The 24683-nt window shown below is 38.1% G+C and carries 21 protein-coding genes and 1 pseudogene; all 22 read left to right on the top strand.

Features of this window, described 5'->3' with window-relative positions; genetic code table 11:
• Window positions 1–297, top strand: a pseudogene (locus JIN86_RS08550) (amino acid degradation protein); the annotation flags it as partial.
• A 171-nt stretch (window positions 298–468) separates the two neighbouring features.
• Window positions 469–1674, top strand: a complete 1206-nt coding sequence (locus tag JIN86_RS08545) for a GGDEF domain-containing protein (protein ID WP_202341673.1) — start codon at window positions 469–471, stop codon at window positions 1672–1674.
• A 108-nt stretch (window positions 1675–1782) separates the two neighbouring features.
• A complete protein-coding gene (locus JIN86_RS08540; protein WP_004269431.1) occupies window positions 1783–2142 on the top strand; it encodes an Asp23/Gls24 family envelope stress response protein in 360 nt (119 codons plus the stop codon).
• Window positions 2143–2160: 18 nt separating this feature from the next.
• Entirely contained in the window at window positions 2161–3810 is a 1650-nt protein-coding gene (locus tag JIN86_RS08535) for a DAK2 domain-containing protein (protein WP_202341672.1), read from the top strand.
• A 351-nt stretch (window positions 3811–4161) separates the two neighbouring features.
• Window positions 4162–4824 carry an L-serine ammonia-lyase, iron-sulfur-dependent subunit beta gene (gene sdaAB / locus JIN86_RS08530; RefSeq protein ID WP_004269429.1) on the top strand — a complete coding sequence of 221 codons (663 nt, stop codon included), beginning with the start codon at window positions 4162–4164 and terminating at the stop codon, window positions 4822–4824.
• Between the two features lie 14 nt (window positions 4825–4838).
• On the top strand, window positions 4839–5747 hold the full coding sequence (gene sdaAA, locus JIN86_RS08525; RefSeq protein WP_202341671.1) for an L-serine ammonia-lyase, iron-sulfur-dependent, subunit alpha: 909 nt from the start codon (window positions 4839–4841) through the stop codon (window positions 5745–5747).
• A gap of 169 nt (window positions 5748–5916) precedes the next feature.
• Window positions 5917–6777 (top strand): LysR family transcriptional regulator, encoded by an 861-nt coding sequence (locus JIN86_RS08520; RefSeq protein WP_202341670.1) that lies wholly within the window; start codon window positions 5917–5919, stop codon window positions 6775–6777.
• Window positions 6778–6868: 91 nt separating this feature from the next.
• Complete coding sequence (locus JIN86_RS08515) at window positions 6869–7072, top strand: hypothetical protein (RefSeq protein ID WP_004269426.1); 204 nt, start codon at window positions 6869–6871, stop codon at window positions 7070–7072.
• Entirely contained in the window at window positions 7065–8468 is a 1404-nt protein-coding gene (locus JIN86_RS08510) for a YfcC family protein (protein ID WP_004269425.1), read from the top strand. Before JIN86_RS08515 ends, JIN86_RS08510 begins: the two co-directional genes overlap by 8 nt.
• A gap of 12 nt (window positions 8469–8480) precedes the next feature.
• Complete coding sequence (locus JIN86_RS08505; protein WP_004269424.1) at window positions 8481–9632, top strand: M20 metallopeptidase family protein; 1152 nt, start codon at window positions 8481–8483, stop codon at window positions 9630–9632.
• A 33-nt stretch (window positions 9633–9665) separates the two neighbouring features.
• Complete coding sequence (locus JIN86_RS23950) at window positions 9666–10769, top strand: mandelate racemase/muconate lactonizing enzyme family protein (protein ID WP_202341669.1); 1104 nt, start codon at window positions 9666–9668, stop codon at window positions 10767–10769.
• 133 nt (window positions 10770–10902) lie between these two features.
• A complete protein-coding gene (gene recG / locus JIN86_RS08495) occupies window positions 10903–12948 on the top strand; it encodes an ATP-dependent DNA helicase RecG (protein WP_202341668.1) in 2046 nt (681 codons plus the stop codon).
• 131 nt (window positions 12949–13079) lie between these two features.
• Window positions 13080–13652, top strand: coding sequence for a transcription factor FapR (fapR, locus tag JIN86_RS08490; RefSeq protein WP_202341667.1), 573 nt, complete (start codon window positions 13080–13082; stop codon window positions 13650–13652).
• Between the two features lie 2 nt (window positions 13653–13654).
• Window positions 13655–14647, top strand: coding sequence for a phosphate acyltransferase PlsX (plsX, locus tag JIN86_RS08485; protein ID WP_202341666.1), 993 nt, complete (start codon window positions 13655–13657; stop codon window positions 14645–14647).
• Window positions 14648–14665: 18 nt separating this feature from the next.
• Entirely contained in the window at window positions 14666–15619 is a 954-nt protein-coding gene (fabD, locus tag JIN86_RS08480) for an ACP S-malonyltransferase (RefSeq protein WP_009371139.1), read from the top strand.
• The gene (gene fabG / locus JIN86_RS08475) at window positions 15612–16358 is read left to right on the top strand and encodes a 3-oxoacyl-[acyl-carrier-protein] reductase (RefSeq protein WP_009371141.1); all 747 of its coding nucleotides are present in this window, start codon (window positions 15612–15614) and stop codon (window positions 16356–16358) included. The genes fabD and fabG overlap by 8 nt, the downstream gene beginning before the upstream one ends.
• A 58-nt stretch (window positions 16359–16416) precedes the next feature.
• On the top strand, window positions 16417–16653 hold the full coding sequence (gene acpP / locus JIN86_RS08470) for an acyl carrier protein (RefSeq protein ID WP_009371143.1): 237 nt from the start codon (window positions 16417–16419) through the stop codon (window positions 16651–16653).
• A gap of 388 nt (window positions 16654–17041) precedes the next feature.
• Window positions 17042–17806: a ribonuclease III gene (gene rnc, locus JIN86_RS08465; RefSeq protein WP_004269416.1), complete on the top strand. Its 765-nt coding sequence runs from the start codon at window positions 17042–17044 to the stop codon at window positions 17804–17806.
• Between the two features lie 3 nt (window positions 17807–17809).
• Window positions 17810–21391 carry a chromosome segregation protein SMC gene (gene smc / locus JIN86_RS08460; RefSeq protein WP_202341665.1) on the top strand — a complete coding sequence of 1194 codons (3582 nt, stop codon included), beginning with the start codon at window positions 17810–17812 and terminating at the stop codon, window positions 21389–21391.
• Window positions 21388–22659 carry a signal recognition particle-docking protein FtsY gene (gene ftsY, locus JIN86_RS08455; protein WP_202341664.1) on the top strand — a complete coding sequence of 424 codons (1272 nt, stop codon included), beginning with the start codon at window positions 21388–21390 and terminating at the stop codon, window positions 22657–22659. Before smc ends, ftsY begins: the two co-directional genes overlap by 4 nt.
• A gap of 300 nt (window positions 22660–22959) precedes the next feature.
• Complete coding sequence (locus tag JIN86_RS08450; RefSeq protein ID WP_004269413.1) at window positions 22960–23295, top strand: putative DNA-binding protein; 336 nt, start codon at window positions 22960–22962, stop codon at window positions 23293–23295.
• Between the two features lie 12 nt (window positions 23296–23307).
• The gene (gene ffh / locus JIN86_RS08445; protein WP_004269412.1) at window positions 23308–24666 is read left to right on the top strand and encodes a signal recognition particle protein; all 1359 of its coding nucleotides are present in this window, start codon (window positions 23308–23310) and stop codon (window positions 24664–24666) included.
• Window positions 24667–24683: the final 17 nt, after the last annotated feature.

The following is a 24683-nucleotide window of genomic DNA, read 5'->3' as shown; positions in this document are numbered from 1 at the left end:
GCTCAAACATTTGATATTGAGGTGGAGCAGATCCACTACTTTAACGGAATTTGTGATTTAAGCTATGTCAACTATTCAGATGCATCCAATGAGTGGCTAGCATTTGAGCGGAACACACCTGTATGGGGCGATACGTACCATATTCCATTCAAAGAGATGGCAGCATTACAAGGTCCTGTATTAAATGTCGGACCATTTGGTAAGGATGCCCATCAAAAAACAGAGCGATTGCATGTGGATAGTGCGTTTAAAGAGATGCCTGTTATGATTGACACGCTTATTAAAAGTCTATTTTAGCCATATAAATTTTTCGATATTTAATTGAATACAATGTAAAAAGTTGATGCTATAAAGGTATCAACTTTTTTATTTATCAGAAAAATTTAGATTGACTTGTATTTTTCGTTATCATGACGATACATATAGGACATTATAATTATTTGAAAGTGGACATGAGGAGAGAGCATGATGGAAAATCAAGAAAAATTAGCTTTTTCTATTCGCGAAGAAATGGTTCAGTCGAATTTAAAAGGGATGAGAATAGTTGCTTGGACACTCATGTATGTATCAGCCATTATTTCGTTAATACATTATGGAGAGGTATTTTTTGTGAAGGCGGAAAGAGCCATGGTTCCCGTCTATATTGCCATTCATATCGCTATGTTTTATATAGATGTTGCAGTATTATTGTTTATCCGAGAAAAGCGAATTCATATTACTCCTGTTACTATACAGAAGTATGAACGGTTGGTTGTTGTTTATATTTACACAATAATGCTTTTGATTACTGCGATATCGGTATTGGATGTTTACTTTTTCCGTCATGCAGCACTGTATGAGGTTATTTTAATCATTATTTGTACAGTATTCGCGTTACCTTTACGAAAAATTGTTTGGATTATTTTGCTTTCTGCATCAGCCATTATTGTGAGTGCATATATGAGTGCTGGAATAGCGAGTGGAAATATAAAAATTATATTACCCATGTCATTATTAATACCTGTTGGTGTAATGATTCAATATCAGACCTATAAGGTTCGTAAACAAATCCATACCCAGCATATTTTATTGAATGAGGAAATGACCAAAACGAAGCGACTATCAAAATTGTTGGCAATTAAAAATAATGAATTAGCAGAGCAAGCATTAAAAGATTCTTTAACGAATCTACCTAATCGACGTGCATTTAATCAAAAATTGAATAAGATAGGACAGCAACTTTCTCAAACACAGCCTTTAACAGTCATAATGATTGATATTGATTGCTTTAAAAAATTTAATGATTATTATGGTCATTTGCAGGGAGATGCTGCAATTGTCAAAGTCGCATCTCTATTGGAGGAAATTGCAGGGAAATATAATGCATTTGTTGCCCGTTGGGGTGGCGAGGAATTTGTTATGATAAGCCAGCATACTCATAAGGTTGCTGAACCCATATGTGAAGAAATCTTAGAAGAAATTCGACAACTTAATATCCCACATTTACAATCTACTATTGCCCAACAAGTTACTGTTAGTATTGGAATGTGTCAAGCTAAAATCGCAAAATATGAGCATTTACAAACATGTTGTGAATTAGCTGACCAAGCGCTATATTTGGCAAAGCAAAACGGACGAAATAACTATTTCTGCAAAATGGCAATTTTTGATGAAGAAGCAAATGCGTCTATTTGAAGTCAGAAAACGTTGCTACGAAGCCCTTCAATACCCCCTTAGGTTGCTTAAATTATAACGAAAGTGTTACAATATAGTTTAGTCAAAAAGAGCCAAGGGGGCATTTCTATGTCAATTGAATTAAACAATGAATTCGGCCAAATTGATATTTCAACAGATGTACTTGCACAAATTGCTGGTGGAGCTGCTGTAGAATGCTACGGTATTGTTGGCATGGCATCTAAACATCAAATTCGTGATGGTCTAACTGATATTTTACGTAAAGAAAACTTCGCAAAAGGTGTTGTAATTCGACAACAGGACGACGATTTACATATAGATATGTACATTATTGTTAGTTACGGGACAAAAATTTCGGAAGTGGCTTATCAAGTACAATCGAAAGTGAAATATACAGTAGATAAAACATTAGGTATGAGCGTAAAATCTGTCAATATCTTTGTACAGGGCGTTCGTGTAGCGAATTAAGAGGAGGAACTAAATCGAATGCAGTCTTTAGACGGTATAAAGTTTGCTGAAATGGTACAAATGGGGGCGCATCACCTATACCAAAATGCAAATTATGTAGATTCATTAAATGTTTTCCCCGTTCCAGATGGTGATACAGGTACAAATATGAACTTATCAATGACATCTGGTGCAAAGGAAACAGAGCATGCTGCTTCAGAGCATATTGGTAAAACAGCACAGGCATTATCAAAAGGCTTGTTAATGGGAGCGCGTGGGAATTCAGGCGTTATTCTATCTCAGTTATTCCGTGGTTTTGGGAAGTTTATTGAGAAGGAGTCAACAATTGATGCAAAGGGCTTTGCTGGAGCATTCCAAGCGGGTGTTGATACGGCATATAAAGCTGTTATGAAGCCAGTAGAAGGAACAATTTTAACAGTGGCACGTGAAGCTGCGAAAAAAGGTCTAGAAGTAGCAGAAATTGAAAACGATATCATTGCCGTAATGGAAGCTTTTACAGCAGAGGCAAAGGCATCGTTGGATCGTACACCTGACCTACTGCCTGTTTTAAAAGAAGTGGGTGTGGTAGATAGTGGTGGTCAAGGCTTACTATTTGTGTATGAGGGATTTTTAGCTTCCTTAAAGGGGGAGGCTCTTCCGGAGAAAAATGATGCGACGCTAGATGATTTAATCAATGCAGAACATCATAGAGCCCAAGATTTCATGAACACTGCTGATATTGAATTTGGTTACTGTACAGAAATAATGGTACGCTTAGAAGAAGGAAAAGAACCTTTTAATGAAGAACAATTCCGTAATGAATTAAATCCTTTAGGTGATTCTTTACTTGTTATTTCAGATGAGGAAATTGCGAAGGTTCATATCCATTCCGAGCAACCAGGTTCTGTTCTATCAATTGGCCAAAAATACGGTAGTCTTATAAAAATTAAAGTTGATAATATGCGTGAGCAGCATTCAGCAATCGTTGGCGAGGAACATAAAGCCCCTACGCCTGCTAAAAAAGTAGAAAAACATCCATATGCTATTGTAACGATTGCTATGGGTGAGGGTGTGGCAGAATTATTGCGCTCTATCGGTGCTTCCTATGTCATTGAAGGCGGTCAAACAATGAATCCTTCAACTGAAGATATTGTGAAGGCTGTACAAGAAATCGGAGCAGAGAAAGTATTAATCTTACCGAATAATAAAAATATAGTGATGGCAGCGGAGCAAGCGGTTGAACTATTAGAAATTGATGCAGCAGTAGTTCCTACGAAGACGATTCCTCAAGGAATGGCAGCGATTTTAGCGTTTAACCCAGAGGCGACTGTTGATGTAAATAAAAAAACAATGTCAGAAGCATTTACAAATGTGAAGACAGGTCAAGTTACCTATGCAGTGCGTGATACATCTATTGATGGTGTTGAAATTCACAAAGATGATTTTATGGCATTGGCAGAAGGAAAAATTGTCCTTTCTACACCAGCACTAAAGGATGCAGCTGAAAAAGTAATTAAGGATTTAGTCGATGAAGATGCTGAGATAGTTACAGTGATCTATGGGGAAGATACAACTGAACAAGCTGCCTCTGAGTTGGTAGCTTTCATAGAAGAGAACTATCCGGATGTAGAAGTTGAATTATTTGATGGTAAACAAGGGTTATATCCATATATTATTTCAGTAGAATAATTACATGCTACTTTGCTATTCCGTAAAGAAAGCAGTGCACAAAACGTGTACTGCTTTTGTTTATGCTACAAAGAGAATGTTGGATTAAATTTATTAAAAACGTACTAAATATGAATCATTCAATGTACGTACCCACAGGATATAAAATTTGGAAATATTAAAATAGCAAAGCTTTCATAGTTGTGTATATATGGTGCGGACAATAAATAAGCATAAATATTTACTATAAATTATAGTAGTGGTAATTTTCTGAAAGTTGATAAATTAAATGCTTTACTTTTATAGTACCTATCAAGCATGATATAAATAAAATTAAATATTATTATACGGATAGAATAGAGGGGTGTTTGTATGAAGTTTACTTCAGTATTTGATATTATTGGACCAGTCATGATTGGGCCTTCCTCCTCTCATACGGCAGGAGCAGCTCGCATCGGGCGTGTTGCAAGGGATTTATTTGGTAGACAACCTAAATGGGCAAAAATTCATTTATATGGATCATTTGCAGAAACGTATAGAGGGCATGGTACAGATGTTGCAATTGTAGGAGGCTTATTAAATTACGATACATTTGATGATCGCATTAAAACGGCATTTGAAGATGCCAAAAAAGCAGGATTAGAATACGAATTCATTCCTGAAACAGCTAATACTGAGCATCCAAATACGGCTCGACTTGTCATTGGAGACGATGAAGGGGAAATGTCAGTAGTCGGTATTTCAATTGGTGGCGGAAAAATTGAAGTCAGTGAAGTCAATGGCTTTAAGTTACGTTTAACTGGTGGTATGCCAGCTATTCTTGTTGTTCATGATGATCGTGCTGGCTGTATTGCCAATGTAGCCAATTGTTTGGCGATGCATGAAGTCAACATTGGGCATATGGAAGTATCACGTATCGAACGTGGTTTAACTGCTTTAATGGTGATTGAAGTTGATCAAAACATTGAGGATAAGGTGCTACAGCAAATATCTTTAATTCCATATATTACAAAGGTCTCAAAAATTAATAACTAAGGAGGTGTCCCCTGATGGACGTTTTATTTCATAATGTTCGTGAACTTGTTGAACGAGCAGAGAAAGAAGATAAATTAATATCAGAAATTATGATTGAACAGGAAATATTGATAACTGGTAGAACGCGTGAAGAAATCATCCAGCAAATGGATCGAAATCTAACAGTGATGGAAGAAGCAATTGAACGTGGATTACAAGGTGTGCAATCAGTAACAGGTTTAACTGGTGGGGATGCCGTATTACTCCAAAATTATATTGCACAAGGAAAGTCACTTTCAGGTGATTTATTATTAGATGCAGTAAGTAAAGCGGTTGCAACTAATGAAGTAAATGCTGCAATGGGAACAATCTGTGCAACACCAACAGCAGGTTCAGCAGGTGTAGTACCAGGAACACTGTTTGCAGTAAAAAACAAACTAAATCCAACTCGTGATCAAATGATTCGTTATCTATTTACGTCAGGAGCATTTGGATTTGTGGTAGCCAATAACGCTTCCATTTCTGGGGCTGCTGGCGGTTGTCAGGCAGAGGTTGGTTCAGCTGCAGGTATGGCTGCCGCTGCTATTGTCGAAATGGCTGGAGGTACACCTCAGCAATGTTCCGAAGCGTTTGCCATTACACTAAAAAACATGCTAGGTCTTGTTTGTGATCCAGTGGCTGGCTTGGTTGAAGTCCCTTGTGTCAAACGCAATGCTATGGGTGCATCTAACTCCCTTGTAGCGGCGGATATGGCACTTGCTGGTGTAACAAGTCGTATTCCGTGTGATGAAGTAATTGGTGCTATGTATCGCATTGGACAATCTATGAGTCCTAATCTTAAAGAGACGGCACGAGGCGGTCTAGCAGCAACACCAACAGGTAAGGCGATCAGTAAAGCCATTCTTGAAAATGGTGGCTTGCAAAGCATTAAAGCACTTCAATAAAAAATAAGAAACATGCTATCTAAATCGGTAGCATGTTTTTTGTGTTGATGGATAGCTTGCTGGAAAGAAAAACCTTCTTACGTACATAGTCGATGTAAGTATAATTAAATTTTAAGAAGGGAATGTATTTATCATTTATCTTAATTATATAGCAGGGACGTGAATAGAGATGGATTTGCGTAATTTGAAAACATTTCATGTTGTTTCAACTTACCTCAACTTTACAAAAGCGGCTGAAATTTTAAATTATAGCCAGCCTACAATTAGCCAACAGATTAAAGCGTTAGAGGAAGAGTTAGGGCATATCTTAATTAATCGAATGGGCAAGAAAATGTTTCTTTCTCAAGTAGGAAAAATAGTAAAAGAACATACAGATCAATTATTTGGGATTATTGAAGAAATGGAACAGGATTTGAAGAATTTCGAAAAGCCATTTGGTCATCTGACAATCGCTGCACCAGAGTTTTATTGTGGCTATTATTTATCGCATATTATCGGCTCGTTTTTAAAACAGTACCCTCAGGTAAACCTAAAACTTCTTTGTGCCAATAGTAAAGAAACAGCCAAACTTGTTAGTTCAAACCAAGCAGATATAGGTTTTGTAGCTGGATACCCTAATTACGCTGGTGTAGAGGGGATTTTATTGGAGGAAGAGGATTTAGTATTGGTTGGAAATCCGCTTATTATAAAAGATCGTACTGTGCAGGAAATATTTGATGATTATCCCTTTATAACCTATGGAATGGATGACTGTATTGTCAGCTGTCTGCAAGAAATTAACTGTAAGCCACAAACAATAGTGGAATTTGGAAGCGAGGAAGCAATTAAAAGAGCAGTATTGGAACAAGTGGGTCTAGCGTTGTTGAGTGATATTATTATTCAAAAAGAGGTAACCAAAGGGAGTCTTCAAGTTCTGTACCGATTCCCTAAAAAGTTACCTACTTATTTAATTTTTCCTCAAAATGCTAAAACATTTAGTAATGTAAGCACATTTATTGATTTAGTTAAAGACACATGGAAAACAATTTAATTAGTTTGTATATCGAAAAAATGAAAAGAATGTTACAGCCTGGTGAAACCACAGGGATGTAACGTTCTTTTTCATTTTTGGATGTATCCCGATGAATTTATATGTAAATTTATCAATAGTAACTATTCAAAATAGTAATTTTTTATTTATTTTTTTATCAATTACAATGAATAAGACGGAAATTTCAAAAAAAGGGGATGGCTTTTTATGTTGGAGAGATATGTTACGTATTGATAGTGGTCATAAAATTTATTTCTATTCAATGATTCAACTAAGGAGGATGGCGGATGAGTAAATTTATAGCTAATAAAGAAATAGAACAACAAAAAGGAATTAATGTTTATGTGTTAATCTTTTGCCTTATTGTTGTATCATCCATTTTAACGTATTTTATTCCAGCTGGTTCATTTCAACGGGAAGAAGTTAATGGACGTCAAGTGATTCAACCTGGGACATTTAGTTTTACAGATATGAACCCCATTGGCTTTTTAGATATTTTTAGCAGTGTACATTCTGGCATGATGCAAGGAGCAAGTATTATTTTCTTCGTATTGATAGTAGGAGGTACCTTTGGAATACTATCAGCCACAGGAGCATTAGAATCCTTTATCGCCATGCTATCTGTAAAAATGGCTAAACGCGAAATGTTAATAATACCAGTATTAATGTTGTTTTTCGCCTGTGCTGGGTCATTAATGGGGATGTCTGATGAAACGATTGTATATGTAGGGATTCTTGCACCGCTTGCTGTTGCCCTAGGGTTTGATGCAATTACGGGTTTTGCTATCGTTATTCTAGGTGCATCTGTCGGATTTTCGGCAGCTGTTATGAATCCGTTTACAGTAGGAATAGCACAAGAGGTTGCAGGCTTGCCATTATTTTCGGGAATTGCTTTTCGAATTGTCATTTTTATTGTCTTATACACAGTAGCAACAATATATGTTTATCGCTATGCAAAAAAAGTGAAAAACAATCCTGAACTTGGCTTTTATGGGAATTTCCGCAATGATGAGGGTGATTTCGTACAGGGTAATGCGAAAATGGAAATCAGACATAAGCTTGTTATGGGTACATTTCTTTTGAATTTTATCGTATTGATGTACGGGGTTGTAAAACTAGGTTGGTACATTACTGAAATAGCTGGTTTATTTTTATTGTTTGGTATTTTAATGGGGCTTATTGGAAAATTATCACCTTCGCATATTGCTAATTCATTTATGAAGGGTGCAGGGGATTTAGTTGGTGGCGCTCTTATCATTGGGTTAGCTCAGTCTATTTTAGTGATTTTCAATAACTCAGGATTGATTGATACAATTCTCTTTTACACATCTGCATTACTTGATTCAGTTCCACCTGCACTAAATGCAGTAGGGATGTTTATTTTCCAGTTATTTTTAAATTTTTTAGTACCATCAGGAAGTGGACAGGCTGCCTTAACGATGCCAATTATGGCACCTTTATCAGATATGATTGGTGTTACAAGACAAACAGCCGTACTTGCCTATCAATTTGGAGATGGTATGTCGAATATTATTTTCCCAACAGTAGGTTTTTTAATGGCGGGATTATCAATTGCGGGTATTCCTTGGGGTAAATGGATAAAGTGGATTTTTCCGTTTATGCTTATTCAAGTAACAGTTGCGGTAATATCGCTCATTATTGCACAAGTCATACAATACGGACCTTTCTAAAGGAGTTTAACAATGGAAATAATGAATATAAAAAAATTAACAGAAAAGGCAATAGAAGATCGCCGTCATCTGCACCAATACCCAGAGCTTTCAGGTGAAGAATATGAAACAAGTGCGTTTATTCGCAAAAGACTAGAGAAGTTAGATATAGAAATTCTAGATTACGAACCTCCAGGTGTAGTGGCATTTATAAAAGGGACAAAGGGAACAAAAACTATCGCATTACGTGCCGATATAGATGCCTTACCTATAAAAGAAGAGGGAGACAAACCGTATATTTCAGATAGGCAAGGTGTTGCTCATATGTGTGGCCATGATGGTCATACTGCGATTTTATTAGCAGTTGCAACATGGGTAAGCTTAAATAGAGAGAAAATCGAGCCGAATATCAAGCTTATATTTCAATCGGCAGAGGAAATCACCCCAAGTGGTGCTGATTTATTAATTCAAAAAGGTGTGTTGGAAGATGTAGATGCTATTTTTGGCATTCACTTATGGCAAGGTTTAGAGAAAGGAAAGATAGGTTTAACACATGGGCCGATGATGGCCTCTATTGATGATTTTGAAATTATAATTCAAGGGTATGGTGGCCATGGATCAATGCCACATGAAACAATTGATCCTATTTATATAGCCAGCCATTTAATGCAAGCTTTTCAAAGTATCATAAGTAGAAATGTCAATCCTATCGATGCGGGTGTCATTACAGTTGGTAATATACAGGCGGGAACCACTTATAATATTATTCCTGATACAGCAAAATTAACTGGAACGATCAGAGCATTGACACCGAACACTGTAAAAATCATTAAAACAAAAATGGTAAGTTTAACAGAAGGAATTTGCAGAGCATTTGGAGCAGAAGGAAAAATCGATTTTATTTTAGGAACACCTCCGCTCGTCAATGATCCAACACAATCGCGATTTATTGAATCGATTGTACGGGAACAATTTGGAGATACCGCATTTAAGATAGTCGAACCAGTCATGGGTGGAGAAGATTTTTCTTATTATTTACAACATAAGCCTGGAGCATTTGTTTTTGTAGGTATGGGTGGTGAAAAAAGCCAATATCCACACCATCATCCACGATTTGATCTAGATGAAGATGTTTTCCCTGATGCGATTCAACTATTTATAAATATTATCTTGCAACATAAATAATCAGACTATTTATACGAAAAGGAGTTTTACATCGTGATAAAAAAGATTGAAGTGTTTGCAGCACGTTTACAATTAAAGGAACCATTTGTTATTTCTTATGTTCATTTAGATGATATGCCAACTATTCTTACCAGAATCGAGACGGATGAGGGTGTAGTTGGCTGGGGCGAAGCTGTGCCTGATCAAAATGTGACGGGTGAAACTTGGGAGAGCACGTATCACGTTATTAAACATGAACTAGCACCATTACTGATTGATGAAGATCCATTTGCAGTAGACCGTATTCATAAAAAGTTTAATGAAAAAATTGATGGAGTCCCTTCAGCAAAAGCCGCATTGGACATTGCACTCTACGATTTGATGGGGAAAATGACTGGTCAACCAGTTTATCAATTAATTGGTGGAAAAGCACATGAGGAATTACAGGTGCCAAGAGTAATTAGTATTAAGAGTCCAGAGGAAATGGCTCAAGATGCAAGCGAATTTGTAAAAGCGGGTTTCCGTAATATTAAAATTAAGGTTGGTACAAATGCTGATTTAGATATTGCTCGTATTCGTGCAGTAAGAGAAGCAATAGGTGAGGATGTGCAACTGCGAGTAGATGCCAATCAAGGTTGGAATAGAATGGAGACACTAAAAGTAATAAGAGAAACTACAGCTTGTCATGTAGACTGGTACGAGCAACCAGTAAAAGCACATGATTTAAGAGCGTTAAAAGAAATCAGAGCCCTTTCACCTTGTAGTATTATGGTAGACGAGGGTGTTCATAGTATTTATGATTTAGTCGATGTCATAGAAATGCGTGCTGCGGATATGCTAAATATAAAATTAATGAAATCAGGTGGAATCTATCCAGCTCTAGCTCTTGCAAGTCTTGCGGAGGCTGCAGAGATGCCTTGTCAAGTAGGCTCTATGGTTGAATCAGCAATCGGAACAATGGCTGGGGCTCACCTAGCCATCAGTAAGTCGATTATCCATACAAACGAGATGGTCGGACCATTAATGTTTGTAAAAGATGTGGCAAATGTTACATACTATAAGGACATCCTGCAGTTAAGCGATAAAGCTGGATTAGGAATAGAGGTTGATGAGCAATATGTGAAAGAAATTACATGTTTCTCCTGTGAAATTAAATAATCAAAAGTGTAACCCTATCAATCATTGGTAGGGTTTTTGCTTATGTGTAGGGTTAGGGAAATAATTTATGGTACATTAGATAGAGAGAGTATACCACTACATAAACAATCAATGAAGGGAGTTGTGGGATAAGATGACTGAATTATATGGACCCGTCAATGAATTAAAAGGCGTCGGGAAAGAAACAGCAGCCCATCTTGAATCACTAGGAATCAATACAATAGCTGATTTATTATGGACGTTCCCACATCGACATGAAGATTTTCGTTTAAAAGATTTAGCACAAACACCACATAACGAACGGGTTACAGTTGAGTGTAAGGTGGAGCGGGAGCCTACGATTTTATTTTTAGGTCGCAATAAGTCAAGACTCCAAGTAACTGTTTTAGCAGGAAGACATTTAGTGAAAGTCGTATTTTTCAATCAGGGCTATTTAAAGCAAAAGCTTGTACCTGGTTCCATTATTACGGTGACTGGTAAATGGGATCGTGGTAGACAAGTAATCAATGGCACTGCAGTTACATTTGGTCCTAAAACAGATCAAGTTGACTTTGAGCCTGTCTATAGTCTGAAAGGTTTGATTCCCCAAAAAAGATTTCGAAAATATATGCGACAAGTGTTAGACGATTGTGGGGAAGTACTGCCAGAGACCATTCCATATTATTTACAAGAGTCGTATAAGCTTGTTTCAATAAGAGAGGGCTTGGAGGGTATTCATTTTCCACTGGATGCTGAACATGCTAAACAAGCAAGGAGACGCTTTGCCTATGAGGAGCTATTAAATTTCCAATTGCGTATTCAAGCTTTACGGAAAATAAGGAAGGATAGTGAACACGGTACAGTTATTCAATTTAATGTGCATAAGTTACGAGATTTTATCGCTTCCTTACCCTATGAATTAACGAATGCTCAAAAGCGCGTGGTGAATGAAATTTGTAAGGATTTGAAGGAGCCTCATCGAATGAATCGCTTGCTACAAGGGGATGTAGGTTCAGGTAAAACCGTCGTAGCAGCAATAGGGCTATATGCGGCCGTAACAGCAGGTTTTCAAGGAGCCTTAATGGCACCAACTGAAATATTAGCAGAACAACACTTAGAGAATTTGAAAGAATGGTTCCAGCCATTTGGCGTTCGTGTTGCACTCTTATCCGGATCCACTAAAACAAAAGAGCGACGTGCGATATTAGCTGATTTGGCAAATGGAGATCTTGATATTGTTATTGGTACACATGCTCTAATCCAGCCAGATGTTATTTTTCATAAACTTGGCTTTGTCATCACGGATGAACAGCATCGCTTTGGTGTGGAACAACGACGTATTTTGCGTGATAAAGGGGAGAATCCCGATGTGCTTTTTATGACAGCTACCCCGATACCACGAACATTAGCTATTACTGCATTTGGGGAAATGGACGTATCAATGATTGATGAAATGCCAGCAGGGCGTAAGCAGATTGAAACACATTGGATGAAGAAAGAACAATTCGGCTCCGTTTTATCTAAGCTAGAATTAGAATTAGCTGCTGGAAGACAAGCCTATGCGATTTGTCCGCTTATCGAGGAATCCGACAAGCTTGATGTTCAGAATGCTGTGGAAATTTATGAGCAGCTAGCGACTTATTTTAAAGATCGTTATCATGTTGGTTTAATGCATGGGCGTTTATCAGCTGATGAAAAAGATGCGGTTATGCGTGCTTTTAGTGAAGGGACTATTCAAGTTTTAGTTTCTACAACCGTTGTAGAGGTAGGAGTAAATGTACCAAACGCTACCTTTATGATTGTCTATGATGCTGAACGCTTTGGCTTAGCACAGTTGCATCAGCTTCGAGGTCGCGTTGGTCGTGGTGAGCACCAATCATACTGTATCTTACTTGCTGATCCTAAGTCTGATGAGGGGAAAGAACGTATGCAATCGATGACAGAAACAAATGATGGTTTCCGTTTAGCTGAAAAAGATCTTGAATTAAGGGGGCCAGGAGACTTTTTTGGTAGAAAGCAAAGTGGTTTACCTGATTTTAAAGTAGCTGATTTAGTACATGATTATCGTATTTTGGAGACCGCTAGAAAAGATGCCTCAGAAATGCTTGAAACAAAAGCATTTTGGCAGGATGACGACTATCAATACTTGCGTAAAATGTTAGAAGATACTGGTGTTTTACAAGGAGAGCGCTTCGATTAATGGGGAAGCTTGTTAGCAAAGAAAGAATGTAAGTACTTGATTTCAAAACAAGTCTTGCATTCTTTTTTTATACTCTATATACTGATATTAGTACCAAGTGCTAATAACAACTCAAAAGGTGGCGAATGAAGTTGAGACGAACGAAAAAAGAGCGACAGCGACTACTATCTGAAACGATAGCTGAAAATCCATTCGTCACAGATGAACAGCTAGCAACACAGTTTCAGGTAAGTGTCCAAACAATTCGTTTAGACCGTATGGAATTATCAATACCAGAATTACGCGAGCGAATTAAAGACGTTGCTTCAAAAAGCTATGAAAATGAAGTAAAATCTCTCCCGATTGATGAGGTCATTGGGGAGATAGTAGATATTGAATTAGATCATCGAGCACTCTCGATTTTTGATGTACAAGAAGAGCATGTTTTTCAGCGTAATGGCATCGCGCGTGGGCATCATTTATTTGCGCAAGCAAATTCATTAGCGGTTGCAGTAATTGATGACGAACTAGCATTAACCGTACATTCCAATATTACGTTTGTGAAACCTGTACGAGCTGGAAATCGTGTTATTACAAAAGCGATTGTAATCGGACGAGATGAACAAACACATCGAACAAAAGTTGAGGTAACATCTACCGTTAATGGTGAAACCGTTTTTGTTGGTGAGTTTGATATGTACCGCACGAAAGGTAAAGGTGAATAACAATGAAATTAGCGCTTGATGGAATGGGTGGAGATAATGCACCAAAATCAGTTGTTGAAGGTGCACTTTTAGCATTAGAGCAAATTCCGAACTTAGAAATTCAACTATATGGTCATCAAGATAAGCTGGAACCATTTTTAAAACAACATGATCGACTAAAGGTTATACATTGTGAGGAAGTAGTAGAAGGAACTGATGATCCTGCCCGTGCTGTTCGTAGAAAAAAGGATTCTTCAATGGCGCGTATGATGGATGCTGTTGAAGAGGGTAAAGCAGATGCTTGCCTTTCTGCAGGGAATACAGGGGCCCTGATGGCAGGTGGCCTATTTAAAGTAGGTCGCATTGAGGGAATAGCCAGACCAGCATTAGCTACAACGCTACCAACATTAGACGGTAAAGGGTTTTTAATGCTTGATTTAGGGGCGAATGCAGATGCTCGCCCAGAGCATTTAGTGCAATATGCCATTATGGGAGATATTTATGCTAAAAAGGTTGGAGGTTTACAAAAACCTCGAATTGGCTTATTAAATATCGGTACCGAGGATAAAAAAGGGAATGAATTAACAAAAGCTGCCTTCGAATTATTGAAGGAAGCAGATTTGAATTTTATTGGAAATGTAGAAGCGCGTGATTTACTTGAAGGAGTAGCTGATGTTGTAGTAACAGATGGCTTTACAGGAAATATGGTGTTGAAGTCTATTGAAGGGACAGCAGGTGCTTTATTTTCTATGTTAAAAGAGGCCTTTATGTCTTCAACGAAAACGAAAATTTCAGCAGCGCTCATGAAAAATAATTTACGTGACTTAAAAAATAAAATGGACTATACAGAATATGGTGGCGCAGGATTGTTTGGCTTACAAGCACCTGTTATTAAGGCACATGGATCATCAAATGCGAAAGCGATTTTCAGTGCCATTCGACAAGCCAATACGATGGTAGAGCATACGGTTATTTCGACGATTACCGAGACAGTACGCCACATAGAAATTGATTAAGTAAAGGGGATTATTCAAATGACAAAAATAGCATTTATTTTTCCAGGACAGGGTTCACAAGTAGTTGGAATGGGTCAAGAGTTTGTTGAGAATGCTGCAGAAAGTAAAGCATTTTATGATCGCGCAGATCAAGCTCTTCAATTTGAATTATCTAAATTAATGTTAGAAGGTCCAGCAGAAGAGTTAACACTGACATATCATGCACAGCCAGCACTACTTACTACTGGTGTAATGGTGGCTGAAAAGTTACGCGCAGCAGGTATTCAACCACACTACGCAGCGGGTCATTCACTTGGAGAATATGGTGCATTGGTGTTAGCAGGTGTTATGTCATTTGATGATGCCGTGTCAATCGTGCATAAACGAGGTCTTTATATGAATGAAGCTGTGCCAGCAGGACAAGGCGCAATGGCAGCAATTTTAGGAATGGAACTAGAGGCATTGAACGAGGTAACAGAGCAGGTATCAGCATCAGGTGACTCTGTTCAGGTGGCTAATGTGAATTGTCCAGGACAAATTGTTATTTCGGGCACTAAAGAAGGTGTGGATAAAGCAAGTGTTGCTGCTAAAGAAGCTGGAGCAAAACGAGCAATACCTTTAGTTGTAAGTGGTCCCTTCCACTCTGATTTAATGCGTCCATCTTCAGAGAAACTGCAAGCAGCATTGGCAGAGATTTCTTTATCTGCACCTGAAATTCCTGTAATTGGCAATGTGATGGCGAAGGAATTAAAAGATGTAGCAGCAATACAACAAGAGCTAGTTGAACAGGTATACAGTGCTGTTCAATGGGAAGCTTCTATGCGTGAAATGCTTGCGCAAGGTGTTGACGTTTTTATTGAATGTGGACCTGGTAAAGTATTAAGCGGTCTCTTGAAAAAAATTGATCGCTCTGTTGCAGCTTATTGTGTATATGATGAAGCTTCGTTAGAAGCAGTTTTAGAAGCGTCGAAGGAGTGGTCAATCAATGCGTAAATTAGAAGGAAAAGTAGCCGTTGTAACAGGAGCTTCAAGAGGGATTGGAAGAGCTATTGCTTTAAAGCTTGCAGATGAAGGTGCTAAGGTTGTTGTGAACTATAGTGGCTCTCAAGCAAAAGCAGAAGAAGTAGTAGCGATGATTCAAGAAAATGGTGGCGAAGCAATTGCTGTACAAGCTAGCATCTCTCAAACAGAAGAAGTGACAGCATTAATGGATGCTGCTGTGAAAACATACGGCTCCCTTGATATTTTAGTGAATAATGCTGGTATTACAAGAGATAACTTGATCATGCGTATGAAAGAAGACGAATGGGATGATGTATTAAATACAAACCTTAAAGGGGTTTTCCTTTGTACGAAAGCGGTCACACGTCAAATGATGAAGCAACGTGCAGGTCGCATTATTAATATTTCTTCCATCGTTGGTGTAGCAGGTAATGCTGGTCAAGCCAACTATGTTGCGGCTAAAGCAGGTGTAATTGGACTAACAAAAACGACGGCAAAGGAATTAGCTTCTCGTAATATTTTAGTTAATGCTATTGCACCAGGTTTTATCGAAACAGAAATGACAGAACAATTGCCAGCGGATATCAAACAAGGTATGCTAACACAGATTCCTCTTGCGAAACTTGGTCAGCCAGAGGATATTGCAAAAGCAGTAGCTTTCTTAGCATCGGATGACGCAAATTATATGACTGGACAAACGCTTCATATTGATGGCGGTATGGTCATGTAATTTCAATTAGGCATATACGCTGATTTTTTGTATAATCATTTGAGGGGAGGTGAATCATTTGTCTACAGTATTAGAACGCGTAACAAAAGTAATCGTGGACCGTTTAGGTGTGGAAGAAAGCGAAGTAACGCTTGAAGCTTCTTTCCGTGATGATTTAGGTGCTGACTCATTAGACGTAGTTGAGCTTGTAATGGAGCTTGAAGACGAATTCGATATGGAAATTTCTGATGAAGATGCTGAAAAAATCTCAACAGTAGGTACTGCAATCTCATACATCGAAAGTAAATTAAACTAATTTCGTTAAAACTTTATTTAGTGAAAATAGATCACCTCTAATGGTGTAATGGTCATCGTAATCATACAATGGTTTTATGGTAGCTTGAATAAAGTAGAAATTACTTTTTCTGCATCCCTTTTTTGAAGGAGCAGATTCAATGAATGAAGATGTATTTAAAGGGGACGAAATGGATCGGTTTTCGATCTATTAACGTCCCTTTTTTATGTTAAAAATCTAATGACCAGTCAGCTTCAGACTTCTCTCTAATGGGAGATGCATGCTGTATGAAGAGGAATTTTCGGGAAAATTTCCAAAACATTGTGTTTAAGCCGAAATACTTTTGCATAAACGCCCTGAAAAAGGTACACTAAAACGGTAGAAACTATTAGGAAGGCAGATTTGTTCAATGGCTATGAAAAGAAAAGGAACTATGCAGAAATCTGGCGTACTTCCTGAAAAAGTACGCAACCAATTTGAGCTGTTACAGCATGAATTAAATATCACATTTATTAATAAAAATTTATTGTATCAAGCATTCACGCATTCATCTTATGTGAATGAGCATCGCCGTAAATTATTTACGGATAATGAGCGTCTTGAATTTTTAGGAGACGCAGTACTTGAACTGTCTGTTTCTAAATATCTTTTTGAGAAATACCCAAATATGAGCGAGGGTGAGTTAACAAAGCTAAGAGCTTCCATTGTATGTGAGCCATCACTAGTGATTTTTGCTAACGAGCTAGGCTTTGGACGCTTTGTATTACTTGGAAAAGGTGAAGAATTAACAGGTGGTCGGGAACGTCCAGCGTTGCTTGCAGATGTCTTTGAGTCATTTGTAGGTGCACTCTATTTAGATCAAGATTTACAGACGGTCGTGTCATTTTTAGAACGAGTCGTGTTCCCAAAAGTAGAAGTCGGTGCTTTTTCGCATGTGATGGATTTTAAAAGTCAATTGCAAGAAATGGTACAGCAAACGAATAATGGACTTCTTCATTATGAGATTATCGATGAAAAGGGCCCAGCACATAATCGTACCTTTGTATCAAGCGTATTATTAAATGGACAAGAGCTTGGTATTGGTCGTGGAAAATCAAAAAAAGAAGCCGAGCAGCAAGCTGCACAATGTGCAATGCGGATGATGCGTGAAGAAGCTGCAAAAGAGGAGGCTTAATAGATGTTCCTAAAACGACTAGAAGTGATTGGCTTTAAATCTTTTGCGGAACGCATTGGAATTGATTTTGTACCTGGTGTTACAGCCGTTGTTGGACCAAATGGCAGTGGAAAAAGTAATGTCACAGATGCGATTCGTTGGGTACTTGGGGAGCAATCGGCAAAGTCGTTACGTGGAGCAAAGATGGAAGATGTTATTTTCGCTGGGAGTGAATCACGTAAGCCACTCAACTTTGCAGAGGTAACACTTATTTTAGATAATACTGACGAGCAACTTGCTTTTTCTTATACAGAAGTCAGTGTAACAAGACGCGTATACCGTTCAGGTGATAGTGAATATTTATTAAATAACCAACAGTGTCGCCTGAAGGATATTACGGACTTGTTTATGGATTCAGGACTTGGGAAAGAGGCATTTTCTATTATCTCTCAAGGTCGTGTTGATGAAATATTAAATAGTCGACCTGATGATCGTCGTTCTATTTTTGAAGAGGCAGCTGGCGTTTTAAAGTATAAAATAAGAAAGAAAAAAGCTGAGCATAAGCTTGTTGAAACAGATGAAAATTTGTATCGTGTATTAGACATTCTCCATGAATTAGACAACCGATTAGAGCCGCTTGAAATGCAGGCATCTAGTGCAAGAGATTATGTACAAATGTCTTCTGAGCTAAAGGATTTCGATATTGCAATTCTTGTGCATGATTTTAGAAATTGTGCACAATCTTTGCATGCGCTTAAAGAGGAATTTACGGAGCTTTCTGCAACAGAGCTAGAACAAGCTCAAAATATTTCAATGATTGATAAACAGACCGCTAATATACGTAAGCTATTAAAAGATCTAGATGATTATTTAGATGTTTCGCAGGCTGAGCTAGTCAATGCCACTATGGAGGTAGAGCGTTGGGATGGTCGTAAGGCATTAATGGCTGAAAAACGCCAAAATGCATCGAATCAACTACTACAGCTTAATACGACATTACAAGAGGCTAAGGCAGAAGTAGAATTACTCCTGGTTCAAGAACAGGAGAAAAAAGAAGTGTTCTCTGAGAAGCAACAAGCCGTATCAGTATTAAAGCAGAGCATCAAGCAGTTAGAACAATCATTAAATCGATCTGTGACAGAAATCGAGGAAGAAATAGAAGACTATAAAAATCGATATATTGATTCATTAAATGAAGAAGCAACAGTCAAGAATGAATTGAAAAATATCGATCAGCAATTAGCTCAACAAAAGGCAATGGCGGCAAAAATGTCTGATCAAACAGATGAAATTGGACAAGAGCTTATGCAAATCATTGCTGAAAAAGAAAAGCTAGTGGTTGAACACGCCTTGACAACCAATAATTTACAGAAAAAAGTAGAGCAATATGAAACCTTACAAATAAAGTTGAAAAATGTCAACATTTCCTTTGCTGAAAAGCAGGATATGTTGTACAAAGCGTATCAACACCAACAACAACTAAAGGCTAGAAAAGATACATTAGCTGAACTCGAAGCTGATTTTTCTGGGTTTTTCCAAGGTGTTAAAGAAGTTTTGCTTGCTCGAGATAAAGGTGATTTACAAGGGATTGAGGGTGCTGTAGCAGAGTTAATTCAAGTTGAAGGAAAGTACTCACAAGCGATTGAAACAGCTTTAGGTGCTGCCTCTCAACATATTGTCACAACCAATGAGCGCCATGCGCAACAGGCCATTCACTGGTTAAAACAAAAACGGGCTGGACGTGCTACTTTTTTACCGAAAACAGTCATGAAATCACGCAAAATTAATCCAGGAACTATTCAGCTAGCAACTGAACATCCTACCTTTGTTCAAATGGCAGATGCACTTGTCACTTTTAACGAAGACAATCGAACAATTGTTGAGAATCTTTTAGGTAATGTCATCGTGGCATCAAATTTAGAAGGCGCAAGTCAAATTGCCCGATTATGTGGTTTCCGATACCGAGTTGTCACTCTTGAAGGAGATATTGTTAATGCAGGGGGTTCCTTAACAGGTGGTGCACTGAAACAGCAATCCTCACTCTTTACAAGAAAGGCTGAGTTAGATGATTTAATCATTAAGCTAGAATCGTTACAGGCTTCCATTAATAGTGCGGAACAGGCTGTTGCAGCCGAAAAAGAGAAGCTTGCGGTACTGCGAGATCAAGTAGAGCAATTAAAGCTTGAAGGAGAGCAACTACGAAAAGATGAGATGCAACAGTCAAGTCGTATTCGTGAGCTAGAAGTCGTTGAAAAAAGCTTATCGGCCAGAGTAACCTTTACTTCAACTGAAACAAAGGATGTAAAAACACGTGAGGAAGCATTGTTAACACAAAAACAAGCAGCAGAGGAGCGCTTAAATACCCTTGCCCTAGAGCTTGTCGAAATCAATGAAACTGTCGAACAATTAAGTAAGGTAAAGTTACAGGGGGAGACAGAGAAAGACGTCTTACGAGAACAGCTTGCCGAAAAGCGTTCACAGTTAGCGGTTATGCAAGAACAAATGTCACAAGTTCAAATTACAACTGCTGAACTGGCACTACAATTAAACAAAGCACAACAAAAAGTTAAAAATATTGCTCAGGAAATAATGTGGCTGCAATCTGATGAATCGACAAATCATTTAAGTGATGAAGAGGTTGAGGAACAGGTTGTGACATGGAAAGCAAGAAGAGATGCCTTACAAGAGACTATTTCTGAAAAGAAAGAGCAGAAAATAGGACAGCAACAAGAACTCTCTACATTAGAAGAACAACTCAAGGAACTGCAACGTATTCATAAAGGATACCTTGAAGCAATTCGTGCCAATGAGTTAAAACGTAATCGTGTAGAATTTGAAATGGATAATTTTATCGAACAACTCGAAGAAAATTATCAGTTAACATTCGAAGAGGCTGAAAAAGAAGCTCTGGCAATAGAAGATGAAGAGTTTGTGCGAAGACGTGTTAAATTGTTAAAAAGATCCATTGAAGAGCTAGGACCTGTTAATTTAAGTGCGATTGAGGAATATGATAGAGTACTAGAACGTCATACTTTCTTAACTGAACAACGAGAGGACTTGCTTGCTGCACAGGAAACATTACATGAAGCAATCAAAGAAATGGATGAAGAAATGACGTTGCGCTTTAGTGAAACGTTTTATGCTATTAGAGAGCAATTTAAACGTGTTTTCCGTGAATTGTTTGGTGGGGGACAAGCTGATTTGGTTTTAATTGACCCACAAAATTTATTGGAAACAGGTATTGAAATTGTGGCACAGCCTCCAGGGAAAAAATTGCAGAATTTAAGTTTGCTTTCTGGTGGTGAGCGTGCACTTACAGCCATTGCTTTACTATTCTCCATTTTAAATATTCGACCTGTACCATTTTGTATTCTGGATGAGGTAGAGGCGGCTTTAGATGAGGCGAACGTTGTGCGTTATAGCCAATATTTGAAAAAGTTTAGTCTCGACACACAATTCATTGTAATTACTCATCGTAAAGGAACAATGGAGGGAGCTGATGTCTTGTATGGTATAACAATGCAAGAATCAGGTGTGTCGAAACTTGTATCAGTAAAACTAGAAGATGAACCCGTACTTGCGGAGCAAAGGAGCGAACAAGCATGAGTTTTTTTAAACGTTTAAAAGATAAATTAATGGGTAATCCAGCAGAGGAAGAGAAGCTAGACCCAACAGACAAAGAACAGGAATCCGACCATTTGGAGCCGGAGCTTGAAGAATCAAACGAACCTGCTGCCATTGAGACCGTTGATCTAAAAGTGTCTGAACAAGATGAAGCATCACCTGAAATGGCGATTGTGAAAGAAGCCGTAGTGGAAGCTGAGCTCTCACCTGAAATAGAAGAAGCACAGCTAGATGTTCAGGAGCTAGCAGTAGTAGAGGATGAACCACTGGAAGAGAAAAAACCTTCTGCTTGGTCAATAACACAAAAATTCAAGGCTGGTCTTGAAAAAACACGTAATTCTTTTACATCAAAAGTGAATGACCTTGTGGCACGCTATCGTAAAGTGGATGAGGATTTCTTTGAAGAATTAGAGGACTTACTATTACAGGCTGATGTTGGATTTGAAACAGTCATGGAACTCATGGATAAACTGCGTTATGAGGTGCAACGTAAAAATATTAAAGATACAAATGGCATCCAAGCAGTGATTTCTGAGAAGCTTGTAGAAATTTATGAGCAAGGTGAAGAAGATATAATTGAACTAACTATGCAGCCAGATGGTGAACTAACTGTTATTCTATTTGTTGGCGTAAATGGTGTTGGGAAAACAACAACGATAGGTAAGCTAGCACACCGTTTAAAATCTCAAGGGAAAACGGTTGTATTAGCTGCGGGTGATACGTTCCGTGCAGGTGCTATTGATCAATTACAAGTATGGGGAGATCGTGTTGGTTGTGAGGTTATTAAACAATCAGAAGGCTCTGACCCGGCGGCAGTCATGTATGATGCGATTCGTGCAGCAAAAAACAGAAAAGCGGATGTGTTGATTTGTGATACAGCTGGACGCTTGCAGAACAAAGTGAACCTAATGAATGAGCTTGAAAAAGTTCATCGTGTTATTTCACGTGAAATTCCAAATGCTCCACATGAAGTATTATTAGCATTAGATGCAACAACTGGCCAAAATGCGCTTGTTCAAGCACAAACATTTAAAGAGGCAACGAATGTGACAGGGATTGTTTTAACAAAGTTAGACGGTACTGCTAAAGGGGGTATTGTTCTTGCTATTCGTAACAAGCTGCACATTCCTGTAAAATTTGTGGGTCTTGGTGAGAAAATGGATGATTTACAGCCATTTGATGCCGAACGATATGTCTATGGACTATTTGCTGATGGTTTGGATAAGGAACTACAAAATAATGATGAGTAACAGCTAACAGTGGCTGAATAGTTTTAAATTGATTGCCATGTATGTCTTCTATTGAGAAAGCTGGATACTTAGTTTGCTTCAGTTTTTGAACAAAATTGGATAAAATGACACTGACACATAATAGATAAAAACGCTCGATTGTGTATTGGATAATTGACTTGTTTAAAAGCGTAATACTAGCCAAAGGCAAAAAATGCCTGAAAGGTGCAATTTAGGCTTTTAGACAAGGAGATTACCTTGACACAGACGGGCGCTTTTCGTTATGATACAAATGACTAATAGCGGGAGGAGAAACATTCGATGCTACTTGAAAAAACAACACGCATGAACTTTCTCTTCGACTTTTATCAAGCATTATTAACAGATAAGCAAAGAAGTTATATGGAGCTATACTATTTGGATGATAACTCTCTAGGAGAAATCGCTGAATCGTATGGTGTTTCACGCCAAGCTGTTTACGATAATATTCGTCGAACTGAAGCGATGCTTGAGGAATATGAAGAAAAATTATGTTTACTTGAAAAATTTAAACAACGTACCCAAATGCTGTTACAGCTAACACAGGGGATTACAGAAAAAAGTATGACAGCTGAAGAGCAGCTAGCACTTATTGAGCAGCTGAAAGAATGGGATTAGGAGGCGAAAGCAATGGCTTTTGAAGGATTGGCGGAACGACTCCAAGGAACGATCCAAAAGATTAAAGGCAAAGGGAAAGTATCAGAGCAAGACGTTAAAGAAATGATGCGAGAAGTCCGATTTGCTTTAATTGAGGCGGATGTTAACTTAAAAGTAGTCAAAGAATTCGTGAAAAAGGTAAGCGAACGTGCTGTCGGTGTTGATGTTATGCAAAGTTTAACACCAGGTCAGCAAGTTATTAAAATTGTACAGGATGAACTAACAGAATTAATGGGGGGCGAACAAAGTCCCATTAAGTTTAATACGAAGCCACCCACTGTCATTATGATGGTTGGTCTACAAGGTGCGGGTAAAACGACTACTACAGGTAAATTGGCAAATGTTCTACGAAAAAAATATAATCGTAAACCATTATTAGTTGCCGCTGACGTTTATCGTCCAGCAGCTGTCCAACAATTACAGACATTAGGAAAACAGTTATCACTACCTGTTTTTGCGTTAGGTACTGAGGTATCTCCTGTAGAAATTGCACGTCAGGCAATTGAATTGGCAAAGGAAGAGCATCATGATGTAGTGATTATCGATACAGCTGGTCGACTTCATATCGATGAAGACCTAATGCAAGAGTTAAAGGATATTCGTTCATTAAAAGAGCCAGATGAGGTTTTCCTAGTTGTTGATGCCATGACGGGTCAAGATGCAGTCAATGTAGCAGAAAGCTTTAATGAAGCAATCGGTATTACTGGGGTTGTTTTAACAAAACTTGACGGTGATACGCGTGGTGGTGCTGCATTATCTATCCGTTCAGTGACACAAAAACCAATTAAATTTGTTGGGATGGGCGAAAAAATGGATGCGCTTGAACCATTCCATCCAGAGCGTATGGCATCTCGTATATTAGGTATGGGCGATGTTCTGTCTCTTATCGAGAAGGCTCAGGCAAATGTAGATGAAGCCAAGGCAAAAGAATTAGAAGAAAAGTTTAAATCTCAAACATTCACTTTTGATGATTTTGTCGAGCAATTACAGCAAGTCAAGAAAATGGGCCCTCTTGATGAAATTTTAAAAATGCTACCAGGTGCTAACAAAATCAAAGGCTTAGATAATGTAAAAGTTGATGATAAGCAAATGGGTCGTGTAGAGGCCATTATTTACTCGATGACGCCTGCTGAAAAGACCAACCCAGAAATCATTAATGGTAGCCGTAAAAAGCGTATTGCGAAAGGCTCTGGGACATCTATTCAAGAAGTGAATCGTCTCATTAAACAATTCGATGAAATGAAAAAAATGATGAAACAAATGACTGGAATGGCAAGTGGTAAAGGGAAGAAAAAAATGAAATTACCAGGCTTTGATTCATTGTTTAAATAATAATTTTTAGGTGTTAA

The sequence above is a fragment of the Lysinibacillus sp. HST-98 genome, from assembly GCF_016757845.1.
In the GTDB taxonomy this organism is placed as follows: domain Bacteria; phylum Bacillota; class Bacilli; order Bacillales_A; family Planococcaceae; genus Lysinibacillus; species Lysinibacillus capsici.
The sequence above is the reverse complement of the archived record's forward strand: the minus strand, read 5'-3'. Positions and strand labels throughout refer to the sequence as shown.

What these genes read in the sequence shown, in the direction of transcription:
- JIN86_RS08535 (WP_202341672.1), top strand. Translation starts at nt 2,161, where the DNA reads ATGCAGTCTTTAGACGGTATAAAGTTTGCTGAAATGGTACAAATGGGG.
- sdaAB (WP_004269429.1), top strand. Translation starts at nt 4,162, where the DNA reads ATGAAGTTTACTTCAGTATTTGATATTATTGGACCAGTCATGATTGGG.
- smc (WP_202341665.1), top strand. Translation starts at nt 17,810, where the DNA reads ATGTTCCTAAAACGACTAGAAGTGATTGGCTTTAAATCTTTTGCGGAA.
- fabG (WP_009371141.1), top strand. Translation starts at nt 15,612, where the DNA reads ATGCGTAAATTAGAAGGAAAAGTAGCCGTTGTAACAGGAGCTTCAAGA.
- sdaAA (WP_202341671.1), top strand. Translation starts at nt 4,839, where the DNA reads ATGGACGTTTTATTTCATAATGTTCGTGAACTTGTTGAACGAGCAGAG.
- JIN86_RS08545 (WP_202341673.1), top strand. Translation starts at nt 469, where the DNA reads ATGGAAAATCAAGAAAAATTAGCTTTTTCTATTCGCGAAGAAATGGTT.
- fabD (WP_009371139.1), top strand. Translation starts at nt 14,666, where the DNA reads ATGACAAAAATAGCATTTATTTTTCCAGGACAGGGTTCACAAGTAGTT.
- JIN86_RS08450 (WP_004269413.1), top strand. Translation starts at nt 22,960, where the DNA reads ATGCTACTTGAAAAAACAACACGCATGAACTTTCTCTTCGACTTTTAT.
- JIN86_RS08520 (WP_202341670.1), top strand. Translation starts at nt 5,917, where the DNA reads ATGGATTTGCGTAATTTGAAAACATTTCATGTTGTTTCAACTTACCTC.
- JIN86_RS08515 (WP_004269426.1), top strand. Translation starts at nt 6,869, where the DNA reads ATGAATTTATATGTAAATTTATCAATAGTAACTATTCAAAATAGTAAT.
- ftsY (WP_202341664.1), top strand. Translation starts at nt 21,388, where the DNA reads ATGAGTTTTTTTAAACGTTTAAAAGATAAATTAATGGGTAATCCAGCA.
- JIN86_RS08540 (WP_004269431.1), top strand. Translation starts at nt 1,783, where the DNA reads ATGTCAATTGAATTAAACAATGAATTCGGCCAAATTGATATTTCAACA.
- rnc (WP_004269416.1), top strand. Translation starts at nt 17,042, where the DNA reads ATGGCTATGAAAAGAAAAGGAACTATGCAGAAATCTGGCGTACTTCCT.
- JIN86_RS08505 (WP_004269424.1), top strand. Translation starts at nt 8,481, where the DNA reads ATGGAAATAATGAATATAAAAAAATTAACAGAAAAGGCAATAGAAGAT.
- recG (WP_202341668.1), top strand. Translation starts at nt 10,903, where the DNA reads ATGACTGAATTATATGGACCCGTCAATGAATTAAAAGGCGTCGGGAAA.
- ffh (WP_004269412.1), top strand. Translation starts at nt 23,308, where the DNA reads ATGGCTTTTGAAGGATTGGCGGAACGACTCCAAGGAACGATCCAAAAG.
- JIN86_RS08510 (WP_004269425.1), top strand. Translation starts at nt 7,065, where the DNA reads ATGAGTAAATTTATAGCTAATAAAGAAATAGAACAACAAAAAGGAATT.
- plsX (WP_202341666.1), top strand. Translation starts at nt 13,655, where the DNA reads ATGAAATTAGCGCTTGATGGAATGGGTGGAGATAATGCACCAAAATCA.